Here is a 12,575-nt window from a genome sequence, read left to right as displayed (position 1 = left end):
CGTGCAAATGGGCTTTTGCGCAAGGTTACTTTTGGAGATCCGAGAGCGTCTGCTTCTGTTCGGCAGCCAGCTTGCGCATTTCCGCGACCTTGGCATCGTACTGCGCCTGCGTCAGCGCGCCGGAATCGCGCGCAGCGCCGGCGGCCGTCAGCTGCTTGCGGATATCCAGCGCCTGCGGATCGGCGATCTGGACGTTGGCGGACGTGAGCGGGCCGTTGAAGGTGGGATAGCCGTCCTTGCCGTATTCGAGAGTCTTGACGGCGGGTTCGCCCTTGCCTGTCTTCATCACCACGGCAGTCGGGGCTGCACGCTTGCGGGCGTCTTCCGCCTGCTTTTCGGCAATGGTCTTGCAGCCGGTCAGTGTCAGCGCAACGAGCCCGAAGACCACGGAATACCGGTAGAAACTTGCCACTATGCCGCTGCCTATCATCATTATCCTGCCCGGTCCCGCATTGCCCGGAACGACTGTTAAATTCGTCGCCGCAGCAAAGCAAGAGCAGGCGTGCCTGTCATTGGAACTTGTATTCCATTTCCCGGGCGATGTACAAACGGAAATGAGAGCAGCACCGCCGCCGGAGAATGACGCGTGAGCGACAGCAAACGGGACGATAGCAAGGGCGAACCGGCCAAATCCGCGTTCGACGCGGCATCGGCGGATCCCTATATCGTCAAGGATCCGGAGACGATGGCGTTGAATTTCGCCCGTGCCCTGCAGAATCTCGGCAAGGCTGCGTCCGCCTGGCTGGCCCCGCGCGAACGGGGCGAGCGGATCGAAGGCAATGATTCGATGACCGATATGGTCAAGACGCTGTCGACCGTCTCAGATTACTGGATGTCCGACCCGCAGCGCAGCTTCGAGGCGCAGACCAAGCTGCTGTCCGGCTATTTCGGCCTCTGGACGCAATCGATGCAGCGGCTGTCGGAACCGCCGAGCGAACCGCCGCCGCAGGCGCCGATCAAGGACAAGCGGCTCTCCGGCGACGACTGGCAGAGCAATCCCTTCTTCGACTTCCTGCGCCAGACCTACCTCGTGACTTCCGACTGGGCGGACACGCTGGTGACTGAGGCCGAGGGGCTCGACGCCCATACACGCCACAAGGCATCGTTCTATGTCAGGCAGATCATGGCGGCGATTTCGCCCGCCAATTTCATCGCCACCAACCCGCAGCTCTATCGCGAGACCGTCGCCTCGAATGCGGAGAACCTTGTGCGTGGCATGAAGATGCTGGCCGAGGACATCGGTGCCGGCGGCGGCGACCTGAAGCTGCGCCAGACCGATCTCAGCCACTTCGCCATCGGCCGCAACCTGGCGATGACACCAGGCAAGGTGGTGGCCGAGAGCGAGCTCTGCCAGATCGTCCAGTACGAGCCGGCAACCGAGACGGTCTTCAAACGTCCACTGCTGATCTGCCCGCCCTGGATCAACAAGTTCTACATCCTCGACCTCAACCCGGAAAAGTCCTTCATCAAGTGGTGCGTCGACCAGGGCCACACGGTTTTCGTCATTTCCTGGGTCAACCCGGATGCCCGCCATGCGGAGAAGGATTGGGCAGACTACATTCACGAAGGTATAGACTTCGCACTGGACGCGATCGAAGATGCGACCGGCGAAACCGAGGTGAACGCGATCGGCTATTGTGTCGGCGGCACGCTGCTGTCGTCGGCACTGGCGCTGCATGCGGCTGAAGGCATCGAGCGCGTCAAATCCCTGACGCTGCTGACCTCGCAGGTCGACTTCACCCATGCCGGCGATCTCAAGGTCTTCGTCGACGAGGAGCAGTTGCAGGCGCTGGAGCGACAGATGAGCCTATCCGGCTATCTCGACGGCTCGAAGATGGCGACGGCCTTCAACATGCTGCGCGCCTCGGAGCTGATCTGGCCCTATTTCGTCAACAACTACCTGAAGGGCCAGGAACCCCTGCCCTTCGACCTGCTCTACTGGAACGGCGATTCGACCCGCATGGCAGCGGCCAATCACCTGTTCTACCTGCGCAATTGCTACCTCGACAACACTTTGAGCCAAGGTCGCATGGTGATCGATGGCAAGACGCTGTCGCTCAACGACGTCACCATCCCCGTCTACAATCTCGCCACCCGAGACGATCACATAGCGCCGGCGAAATCGGTTTACCTGGGCGGCTCGTTCTTCGGCGGCCCGGTCGACTTCGTGGTCGCCGGCTCCGGCCATATCGCCGGCATCGTCAATCCGCCGGAAAGGCGCAAGTATCAGTTCTGGTCCGAGGGTCCTTCGGGCGAAGACTTCGACGGCTGGATGGCCGGCGCCAGGGAGACCGCCGGCTCCTGGTGGCCGCACTGGCAGACGTGGATCGAGACACTCGATGCGACAAGGGCCGCCCCCCGCATCCCCGGCAGCCATTCGCCGGTCCCGCTCGAGCCGGCGCCCGGCTCGTTCGTGATGCAGAAGACCTGACTGGCCCGAATAACAAGACCTGACGGCCAGGACCAATCTCCCCACAGAGTATCGCAATGCTGTTCGAACGCCCCCTCGTGCCGGCCCGGCTCATTGCCCGCTACAAGCGCTTTCTCTTCGACGCCGAGCTGGAGAGCGGCGGCATCGTCACCGGTTTCTGCCCCAACACCGGCTCGATGCGCGGCCTGACGACGCCGGGGTCGCGCATCTGGCTCTCCGAGCACGACAGCCAGACGCGTAAATACCGTTATGTCTTCGAGTTGATCGAGGCTGACGGTACGCGGGTGGGCGTCAACACCGCGTTGCCCAACCGGCTGGCCGAAGAGGCCATCCGCGCCGGACTGGTCGCCGATCTCGGCACCTATCCCGATCTGCGCCGCGAGCAGAAATACGGGCGCAACTCGCGTATCGACATGCTGTTGGCCGGTCCCGGCAAGCCACCAGCTTATGTCGAGGTCAAGAACGTCCACTTCGCCCGCACGCCCGGCCTCGCCGAGTTTCCGGATTCGGTGACTTCCAGGGGTGCAAAGCACCTAGAGGAACTCGGTGACATGGTGGAACTGGGTCACCGGGCGGTGATGCTCTACGTCATCCAGCGCGACGATTGCAGCCGCTTCCGGATCTGCGATGACCTCGATCCGCAGTACGGCCGCGCCTATCTCAGGGCCCGGCAGCGCGGCGTCGAGGCCTTCGCGCTCAAATGCTCGATATCGCCGCTCGAAATCACGGCCGCAGGATTGATCCCCATGGACGAACCCGGCATAGCTGCACTACAAACTCAAACGGCAATTCTAGACTGAAGGCATATCATGGTGAACTATATCGAAGCAGCGACGGCATCGCCGAAGAATACCGGCGCGATCCGTCTCTACGGAGACGATGCTTTCGCCGGCATGCGCAAGGCCTGCCAGCTGACGGCACGCTGCCTCGACGAAATGGCTGCCCTTGTCGTTCCGGGCGTCGCCACCGACGTGCTCGACCGCTTCGTCTTCGAATTCGGCATGGACCACGGCGCCTACCCGGCGACGCTGAACTATCGCGGCTATACCAAGTCGAGCTGCACCTCGATCAACCACGTCGTCTGCCACGGCATTCCCAACGACAAGGGCCTGCGCGAAGGCGATATCGTCAACATCGACGTCACCTACGTGCTCGATGGCTGGCATGGCGATTCCAGCCGCATGTACCCGGTCGGTGTCATCAAGCGTTCGGCCGAACGGCTGCTGGAGGTCACCTATCACTCGCTGATGCTCGGCATCGCGGCGGTCAAGCCGGGCGCCCGCATCGGCGCCATCGGCGAGGCGATCCAGACCTATGCCGAGGGTGAGCGCTGCTCGGTGGTGCGCGATTTCTGCGGCCACGGCGTCGGCAGTCTGTTTCACGATTCGCCCAACATCCTGCATTACGGCCGTGCCAGCGACGGCCCCGAGATGCGCGAAGGCATGATATTCACCATCGAGCCGATGATCAATCTCGGCAAGCCGCACGTCAAGGTGCTTGCCGATGGCTGGACAGCCGTGACGCGCGACCGCTCACTTTCGGCCCAGTACGAACACACCGTCGGCGTTACCTCGACCGGCTGCGAGATCTTTACGCTGTCGCCCGCCGGGCTCGATCGGCCGGGCCTTCCTCCTTATCAAGGGTGAACCATGGCCAAGCGCCCCGGTCCGGAAAACGGACATGGCGAGAGATCACCAGACAGCGAGGCCATACCGGGCGATAGCGAACCGGCGCTGTTCGACGAACGGATGTTCTTTGCCGAGCAGCCGGCCAAGACAGCCCAGATGCGAAAACCCATCGAGCTTCAAAAGCCCGACCCCATGGCCCATGTCCATGGTCATCGCGAACGGCTGCGGACCCGCTACCGGGAAAATGGCGATGCGGCGCTGGCCGACTACGAAATCCTCGAACTGCTGCTGTTCCGGCTGATTCCGCGCCGCGACACGAAGCCCATCGCCAAGGCGCTGATCGACCGCTTCCAGACGCTGGGCGGCGTCATGGGAGCGCCGATTGCGCTGCTGCAGGAGGTCAATGGCATCGGCGAGGCGGTGGCGCTTGATCTCAAGCTGATGGCCTCGGTCGCCCAACGGATGCTGAAAAGCGAGATCCGCGGCAAGAAGGTGCTGGCCTCCTGGTCTTCCGTCATCGACTACTGCCACAGCGCCATGGCCTACGAAACCCGGGAGCAATTCCGCATCCTGTTCCTCGACAAGCGCAACACGCTGATCGCCGACGAGGTGCAGGGACGCGGTACCGTCGACCACACGCCGGTCTATCCGCGCGAGGTCGTCAAGCGGGCGCTGGAGCTGTCGGCGACGGCAATCATCCTCGTGCATAATCACCCCTCCGGCGACCCGACCCCGTCGCGCGCCGACATCGACATGACCAAGACCATCGTCGATACCGCCAAGCCGCTCGGCATCGTCGTCCACGACCACATCATCATCGGCAAGGACGGCCATGCGAGCTTCAAGGGGCTGCGGCTGATCTGAGGCGGAAATACCCGGCTTGTTGACGCCCGGTGGCATCGGGCGCAGTCACGATTTCATCACAGTTTCTTCAGGTGGCTGTCAGTCTGGTCTGGCAGAACGGCGATACTGCAGATCGCGGCATCTCCGGATGCTCGAGACGTGCGGGAGTTCGATCGCTTTACCCCGCCAGGCCGCTCCGGCCGGCGCCCGGAGATACCATGCTGACAGCAGCTTCGCCGCGCCGTTTTTCATCGCTTCGCCTGATGGCGCGGGGATTTTTCATGTATGGGGTCCTGCCCCTGCTCGCCCTGATCGGCGGCTTCTATGCTCATATGATCGCCACCACGAATTTCCATCCGGTCATTTCAGGCGAACTCTACCGTTCGTCGCAGCCTTCCGCCGCCACGATTGCCGCACTGCAGAAGCAGTATGGCATCAAGACGATCATCAACCTGCGCGGCGAGAATGCTGGCCATGGCTGGTACGATGCCGAAGTCGCCGAAGCCAAAGAACTCGGTATCAACCACATCGACTTCCGCATGTCCTCGCGCCACGAGCTGACGCAGGAGCAGGCGGCAACACTGGTGCAGCTGATGCGCGATGCACCGAAGCCGCTTCTGATCCATTGCCAGGCCGGCGCCGACCGCACGGGTCTCGCCACCGCGCTCTATCTTGCAGCGATCGACAAGACCACGGAGAAGGTCGCCGAGGGCCAGATGTCGATCATCTACGGCCACGTCTCGCTGCCGATCAGCGCCGCCTACCCGATGGACGAAACCTTCGAAAAGCTCGAACCCTGGCTCGGCCTCTCCAATTCGTAATTGTCCGCCGTTAGACAATCTGTAACACTGCTCCGGTACCGATTGAACTGCGTATATTGTGCGACGCACCACTGATTCGCATTCAATCCTGCGGGGCCATTCGATGTACCAATACGATCTTATTGTTGTCGGCAGCGGTCCGGCTGGCCGCAGGGGCGCCATTCAGGCTGCCAAGCTCGGCAAGACGGTTCTGGTCATCGAGCAGGGCAAGCGCGTTGGCGGCGTCTCCGTCCACACCGGCACCATCCCTTCGAAGACACTGCGCGAAACGGCGCTCAACCTGTCCGGCTGGCGGGAACGCGGCTTCTACGGCCGCGCCTACCGCGTCAAGCAGCAGATCAGCGCCGAAGACCTGCGCCGCCGCCTGCTGATCACCCTCGACCACGAGGTCGAGGTGCTCGAGCACCAGTTCGCCCGCAATCACGTCCAGCACGTTCGCGGCAAGGCCAGCTTCGTCGATCCGCGCACGATCGAAATCACCAAGGACGACGGCGAGGTCGTGCGGGCGACCGCGACCAGCATCCTGCTTGCCGTCGGCACAAAACCTTTCCGCCCGAGCTATATGCCGTTCGACCACCAGACCGTGCTCGACAGCGACGAAATCCTCGAGATGGAAACGCTGCCGCGCTCGCTGATCGTCATCGGCGCCGGCGTCATCGGCATCGAATACGCGACGATCTTCTCATCCCTCGACACGCAGGTCACTCTTCTCGATCCGAAATCGACGATGCTCGACTTCATCGACAAGGAGATCGTCGAGGATTTCACCTACCAGCTTCGCGACCGCAACATGAAGCTGCTGCTCGGCCAAAAAGCCGACAAGGTGGAGAAGCTCGAAAACGGCAAGGTCGAGGTCACCCTCGGCAGCGGCCGCCGCCTGGTGACCGACATGGTGCTGTTTGCCGCCGGGCGCATGGGCGCCACCGACGAGCTCAATCTGCCGGCCGCAGGCCTAGAGGCTGACAGCCGCGGCCGCCTCTCGGTCAACCCGGAAACCTTTGCCACCAGCGTGCCGCACATCTTTGCCGCCGGCGACGTCATCGGCTTTCCGAGCCTCGCCTCGACCTCGATGGAACAGGGCCGCATCGCTGCCCGCGTCGCCGTCGGCGCCATCGCCAAGGAGCCGCAGAAATATTTCCCCTACGGCATCTACGCCGTCCCGGAAATCTCCACCTGCGGCCTCACCGAGGAAGAGGTCAAGGAACGCGGCATCCCTTACGAATGCGGCATCGCCCGCTTCCGCGAAACCTCGCGCGGCCACATCATGGGGCTGGATACCGGCCTGCTGAAGATGATCTTCTCCTTGAAAACCCGGCGCCTGCTCGGCGTCCACATTGTCGGCGAAGGCGCCACCGAGCTGGTCCATATCGGCCAGGCCGTGCTCAACCTGAAGGGCACCGTAGAGTATTTCGTCGAGAACACCTTCAACTACCCGACGCTGGCCGAAGCCTACAAGATCGCAGGTCTGGATGCCGGCAACCGCATGGGCGACATCAAGTCGGAGCTTTGAGGGTTTTCAACCGGCTGAAAACCGGCGGAGCGTAACCATCGCGGAAAAAACCACGCGATGGGAGCCATCGGTGGGATCGAGCGAAAAGTCCGGAACAGGCGCTGAAAGCTGCCTCGCAGTGGTAGTGGGTAGTTCAATCTCTAAGTGACACCTCTCAGCGCCTCCCGTCCGGCCTGACACCGCCGGGTGGGACCCTCCACACCCGCCAGCCGCTCCCATTCGACCGGCTGACAGGTGCGTCTGCATCGCTGCATACAAGAGGTCCGTCGTAGCCCATTCGCCACGCTTTTCCCCTGGAGGTGACCGTACCTGCGGTCGGAAAAGCAGCCTGCGTCCTGCCCCATCCCCAAACCGGCCCCGCTGAAACTGCCACGCCTGACAGCCACATCGGGACAAATGGAATATATTCCTATTCCTGGGAAATGGGAAGAGAAATTTTACCGGGTGCAAGATTGACGTCGGTTAGGCCCTGCGCCAGCACGCCCCCCTCTGTCACTGCGTGACATCTCCCCCACAAGGGGGGGAGATCGGCCCGGGCAACTTTCTATCGCAAAACCCGCACCGAACTCACAACGCCCTTCTGGTAAAACCGCGACCTATCGGCTGATCTCCCCCCTTGTGGGGGAGATGTCACGCAGTGACAGAGGGCGCGCCACACCCCATGCAACCCGCCGCCCCAAACGCAAAAAGGCCCCGCCGCGAACGGCAGGGCCTTCAAAACTTGCAGAGAGTTCCGAAGAATTACTCGACGGTGTCGTCGGTGGCCTTCTTCTTCGAAGCGGCCTTCTTCTTCGGAGCGGCTTCTTCGGCTTCGGCTTCGGAAGCCTCAGACTTGGAAGCTTCTGCCTTGGCAGACTTCTTCTTCGGCGCCTTCTTGCCTTCGCTCTTCTCGGTGCTGTCGTCGTCTTCGGCGAGCAGCGCTTCCTTGGTGACCGTCTTGTCCGTCACGTCGACTTCGGAGAGCAGGTGGTCGATGACCTTTTCTTCGAAGATCGGCGCGCGCAGGTTGGCGGATGCGCCCGGCGTGTTACGGAAGAATTCCAGGATTTCCTTTTCCTGGCCCGGGAACTGGCGGAGCTGTTCGTAGAGGGCGCGCTGCAGCTCGTCTTCGCTGACTTCGATGCCGGCTTTTTCGCCGATTTCGGAGAGAACGAGGCCGAGGCGGACGCGGCGTTCGGCGAGCTTCAGATACTCGGCGCGGGCTGCTTCTTCGGTCGTGTCTTCGTCTTCGAAGGTCTTGCCGCTCTCACCGAGATCGGTCTGGATCTGGCGCCAGATGCTTTCGAATTCAGCTTCGACGAGCTTCTGCGGGGTGTCGAACTGGTACATTTCGTCGAGCTGGTCGAGGATCTGACGCTTGACCTTCTGACGCGTGACCGAGCCGTACTGGCTTTCGATCTGGCCGCGAACGATTTCCTTCAGGCGATCGGCCGATTCGAGGCCGAGCTTGGTTGCCAGTTCGTCGTTGATCTCGGTTGCGGCAGCAGAGGCCACGTCCTTGATCGTCAGGTCGAAGGTGGCTTCCTTGCCAGCCAGGTTCTTGGCTGGGTATTCGCTCGGGAAGGTGACGGTGATGACCTTCTCGTCGCCGGCCTTGACGCCGACGAGCTGCTCTTCGAAGCCGGGGATGAAACGGTTCGAGCCGATGATCAGCTCGGCGTTCTCGTCCTTGCCGCCTTCGAAGGCTTCGCCGTCGACCTTGCCGAGGTAATCGAGGGTAACGCGGTCGCCATCGGCAGCAGCGCCTTCCTTGGTCTCGTAGGTGCGGGCGCTCTCGGCGATCTTCATGATCTGCTCGGTCACTTCGTCTTCACCGATTTCGGCGACTTCGCGGATGACCTTGATGCCGTTGACCGGCTTAAGTTCGATCGCAGGGATGACTTCGTAGGACAGCGTGAATTCGAAGTCGGCTTCGGCAGCGAGGATCTTCTCGGCTTCGTCCTTGTCTTCGGTCATGGCGATTTCAGGCTGGGTGGCAGACTTTTCGCCGCGGCCGGTGAGGATCTGCGCCGGCTGGTCGCGAACGATCTCGTTGACGAGATCGGCCATGATCGACTTGCCGTACATCTTCTTCAGGTGCGCTGGCGGGACCTTGCCGGGACGGAAGCCGTTGATCTTGACCTTGTCCTTAACCTCTGCAAGGCGCTCGTTCATGCGGCCTTCCATGTCCTTGGCCGGAATTACGACCTTGATTTCGCGCTTCAGCCCTTCAGCCAGCGTTTCGATAACCTGCATTTTCTCAACCTTCATTTCGTAGCGGCGGTGCCCAGACAGCCGTTCGTTTCAATGAGCACGACGCCGGACCGACGACCGGGCGTGGCTTTTCATGCAATTCTCAAACATTTTGCAGGAGGCAAAATGGCGCGTCTTCTCGCAAGCCTTCGGATGAGACTGTATCAGCCTCCCCCGGCAGCAAAGCAGCCTTGGTGCGGGTAGAGAGACTTGAACTCCCACGCCTTGCGGCACCAGAACCTAAATCTGGCGTGTCTACCAATTTCACCATACCCGCGTCCCTAAAACCGCATAGCAATGCCTACGCATGAGGCCTTCCGGAGCGCGGCGTCTCTATATCACCCGTTTCAAACCGCGCAAAGGAAAAATGACAGTTGTGCGGACAGGATCGGGCAATCCCCGATTTTGTTCGAAAAGCCTCAGTATAGCGGCTCTTCATACACAGGCTTGTTGTCGAGAAGCAGGGCTTTGATCTGTGCCGTGCCAGCCGGCGATACGCGGGCGGAGATGGCCATCCGGCCGCCCAGCGGCGCCTGCTCGAGCCTATGCCCCTCGCCTTCCGGCACGTAATAGCTCTCGATCCCGTAATCGACCCGGATCGTCGCGGTATCTGCCGTCGGGCGATAATCGAAGGGCTTGCTGGCAAGCACGACGGTGCCGTCCTTTGGCGCCAGCGGCACGAAGGATGATTCGGCGATGCCCCAGTAGCCATCGGCCTGCTTTGTCAGCCGCACCGAAAGCGTCTGCTCGCCCGCGACGGCAGGCCGCTCGCCCACCAGCGTCGACACCGGCACATTCGAGATATCGTAATTGAGGATGACGTAGTCGCCGCGCAGGAGATCGCGCGGATCGACCGGCGATGCCTTCAGCAGCACCTCGGAGCCGTTTCGCAGGATCGTCGCGCGGCTGACGATCATGGTGCCGATCACAACGGTCTGCAGCAACGCCAAGGCGATGGCGGCGATATAGGCGCGGCGGGCGAACGGCCGGCTCTCGCTGGCGGCGTCGATCAGAAAGCTCATGGCGTGACCTCCGGCGATGGGCTTGCAAAACGGCGTTCCACGCGGATCACCAGCCAGGCGACGACCGCAACCAGGAGCCCGGCCACCAGGAAGAAGCCCGACGTCCCGATGATCGAGCCGATGGTTTCGGAAGCGAGAAACAGGATCTCGCCGGCAAACACCAGATAACCGGTGTAGCGCACCGCGCCGTTGTCCCGCCCGCAAAGAGTAATTGCGCCGACCGCGATCGCAAGCGTCGCAAGACCGAGCGCAATGAGGCGCGGTCCGCTGACGATCTCCACATGCAGCAGCAGAAGGCCGATGGCGACGATGCAGAATGTGTAGAAGGCTGGCGTCGGCCCGGCAGTCCGCAGCATCCCCGCGAGCGGCGGAAGCGGAACGGCGACGCACAGGAAGGCGACAAGCCCGATGGCTGTGTAGAGCACCGCCATCCCCAACCCGTCGTTCAGGGAATAGATCCAGGTCAGCCAGCCAATCAACAGCAGGTAGACCAGATGCCGCGCTCGTGTGGCGCCGGTATAATAGATCAGCGCCAGCACGATGGAAGCCATCAGCGGCGGCGCATAGGGCGACCAGCCGATCCAGTTCGAAAGATTATTTTCGAGATAGAGCGCGAAATAGCCCCAGGCGAGAAAGCCGGCAACCACGACCTGGCTGCCGGAGCGAAACATCAGCGCCGAGAGGCAGGCAAGCCCGAACCACATCAACACCATGGTCATCTCGTCGCCCGAGAGATGGTACATCTGCGCCACCAGCGACACGGCGCCGCCAAAGCTCAGCGTTGCCAGCAGCAGCATGGCAGCAGCCAGCGACGGCTGGTTGCGCGACGTGAAGGCGGCACCGGAGAGATAGAAGCCCCAGATCAGCACCAGGCATCCGCCGACCCGAACCAACCGCGGAATGGCCTCCCAGTTGGAAGCCACCAGCAGCAGGATGGCTGCGGCCACCAACAGCGCTGCCAGCACCGACAGAACCCGGCCGAGGCTGAAGCTCGCCGGACGGCTGTCGTAATCGGCCATGATGGCAGCTGCCTGGTCGCTTTCGAGCAAGCCCTTTTCCACCCAGCCGCCGAGATCTCTCTGAAGTCTGCCGCGATACATTACTGCCTCATGCTGCACCCGGCGCCATCCGCCTCGCCATTCTCTATAGCGACCGAATATGGCAGGTGGCAAATGCTGGCAAGCCTCGCTTTTCCGCTGCACGACATCCGGAGGCGTGGGAATTTAACGCTCCGTTAGGATCACTACATTATACTCGGCTAATGGAGTGCGGATTTGAGCAATCAGATATGCAACAGCGGCATGCCTGACACTCGATTGTAGCACGGTAAGGCCGGAGATCATGTCCGCTAAAGTGTCCCGCGTGGACAACTAGAACCGGCCATCCGATAGAACGCTGACTGATACGCAGACCTAGTTCCTGACGTTTCGGAGCCGCTCGTCCTCCCCGGTTGCTCCGATTGATCGGCAATCCTCCCCCATCCCTTGCTGATCCTCGCAAACAATGCCCACAGCTCCTCCCGCTGCGGGCATTGTCTTTTCAGTTACGAGGCCGGCCTCCGGGCATCCGTGACAAGGTCCAGGCAGCCGACGCCGAGCGAATCGCCAATAGCGACCCACTCCCGCTGCACCCACGCACCCCGCGCTTCTGGCAATGCGACAATTGCGCACATTTTATAACCAATCATGGTGCAAATAATGGCAAGCAATGCGCCTTGCGCATGGGTGGCATGATGCATTGACGCTTTTGGTTTTCGCGGCATGCGTTATATTCAGCCTCAGTAGAAAGAAGCCAGCACAAACGATTGTTGCTGGCGGATCAAACCCTCGGAAAGGGGATTACTATGAACATCACCCGCTCTTACAACAACTGGCGCAAGTATCGTCAGACCGTTACCGAACTCGGCCGCATGAGCACACGCGAACTGCACGACCTCGGCATCGACCGTTCTGACATCCACCGCGTTGCCCGCGAAGCCACCGGTCGCTAAGCAGACCCTGGCATCGCCATCAGCGATCGCCTTACAACGCCCGTTGCGGATCCCGCGGCGGGCGTTCTTTTTTGTCTTTTATCAACCCGCGCGGAGAC

11 protein-coding genes and 1 tRNA gene are annotated in these 12,575 nt (G+C 61.6%); 7 read left to right on the top strand and 5 right to left on the bottom strand.

The window, feature by feature from the left end; genetic code table 11:
• Positions 1–25: 25 nt before the first annotated feature.
• Complete coding sequence (locus J5278_RS09365; protein WP_247749101.1) at positions 26–433, bottom strand: hypothetical protein; 408 nt, start codon at positions 431–433, stop codon at positions 26–28.
• Positions 434–586: 153 nt separating this feature from the next.
• Between J5278_RS09365 and phaC the strand changes: the two genes are divergently transcribed.
• The 6 genes from phaC to sthA all read left to right on the top strand — a co-directional run bounded on the left by phaC (position 587) and on the right by sthA (position 7,233).
• Positions 587–2,431 carry a class I poly(R)-hydroxyalkanoic acid synthase gene (gene phaC, locus J5278_RS09360; RefSeq protein WP_209183925.1) on the top strand — a complete coding sequence of 615 codons (1,845 nt, stop codon included), beginning with the start codon at positions 587–589 and terminating at the stop codon, positions 2,429–2,431.
• A gap of 56 nt (positions 2,432–2,487) precedes the next feature.
• A complete protein-coding gene (sfsA, locus tag J5278_RS09355) occupies positions 2,488–3,231 on the top strand; it encodes a DNA/RNA nuclease SfsA (RefSeq protein WP_209183926.1) in 744 nt (247 codons plus the stop codon).
• Positions 3,232–3,240: 9 nt separating this feature from the next.
• Positions 3,241–4,077 (top strand): type I methionyl aminopeptidase, encoded by an 837-nt coding sequence (gene map / locus J5278_RS09350; protein WP_111221770.1) that lies wholly within the window; start codon positions 3,241–3,243, stop codon positions 4,075–4,077.
• A 3-nt stretch (positions 4,078–4,080) separates the two neighbouring features.
• Positions 4,081–4,923 carry a DNA repair protein RadC gene (gene radC, locus J5278_RS09345; protein ID WP_209183927.1) on the top strand — a complete coding sequence of 281 codons (843 nt, stop codon included), beginning with the start codon at positions 4,081–4,083 and terminating at the stop codon, positions 4,921–4,923.
• A 197-nt stretch (positions 4,924–5,120) separates the two neighbouring features.
• Positions 5,121–5,723, top strand: a complete 603-nt coding sequence (locus J5278_RS09340; protein ID WP_202617099.1) for a dual specificity protein phosphatase family protein — start codon at positions 5,121–5,123, stop codon at positions 5,721–5,723.
• A gap of 103 nt (positions 5,724–5,826) precedes the next feature.
• Positions 5,827–7,233: a Si-specific NAD(P)(+) transhydrogenase gene (gene sthA, locus J5278_RS09335; RefSeq protein ID WP_142823030.1), complete on the top strand. Its 1,407-nt coding sequence runs from the start codon at positions 5,827–5,829 to the stop codon at positions 7,231–7,233.
• Positions 7,234–7,974: 741 nt separating this feature from the next.
• On the opposite strand, the gene tig is transcribed toward sthA, so the two are convergent.
• The 4 genes from tig to J5278_RS09315 all read right to left on the bottom strand — a co-directional run bounded on the left by tig (position 7,975) and on the right by J5278_RS09315 (position 11,587).
• Positions 7,975–9,468 carry a trigger factor gene (gene tig, locus J5278_RS09330; protein ID WP_209183928.1) on the bottom strand — a complete coding sequence of 498 codons (1,494 nt, stop codon included), beginning with the start codon at positions 9,466–9,468 and terminating at the stop codon, positions 7,975–7,977.
• A 189-nt stretch (positions 9,469–9,657) separates the two neighbouring features.
• Positions 9,658–9,742 (bottom strand) — tRNA-Leu (locus tag J5278_RS09325).
• Between the two features lie 142 nt (positions 9,743–9,884).
• Positions 9,885–10,487: a GDYXXLXY domain-containing protein gene (locus J5278_RS09320; RefSeq protein WP_209183929.1), complete on the bottom strand. Its 603-nt coding sequence runs from the start codon at positions 10,485–10,487 to the stop codon at positions 9,885–9,887.
• A complete protein-coding gene (locus J5278_RS09315) occupies positions 10,484–11,587 on the bottom strand; it encodes a DUF2157 domain-containing protein (RefSeq protein ID WP_209183930.1) in 1,104 nt (367 codons plus the stop codon). The genes J5278_RS09320 and J5278_RS09315 overlap by 4 nt, the downstream gene beginning before the upstream one ends.
• A gap of 743 nt (positions 11,588–12,330) precedes the next feature.
• Here J5278_RS09315 and J5278_RS09310 point away from each other — a divergent pair.
• Positions 12,331–12,477 (top strand): DUF1127 domain-containing protein, encoded by a 147-nt coding sequence (locus tag J5278_RS09310; RefSeq protein WP_111221764.1) that lies wholly within the window; start codon positions 12,331–12,333, stop codon positions 12,475–12,477.
• Positions 12,478–12,575 lie beyond the last annotated feature (98 nt).

The organism is Rhizobium sp. B21/90 (assembly GCF_019355815.1).
Taxonomy (GTDB): Bacteria; Pseudomonadota; Alphaproteobacteria; order Rhizobiales; family Rhizobiaceae; genus Rhizobium; species Rhizobium rhododendri.
Note: the sequence above shows the minus strand (reverse complement) of the source record. Positions and strands in the feature narration are given on the sequence as shown.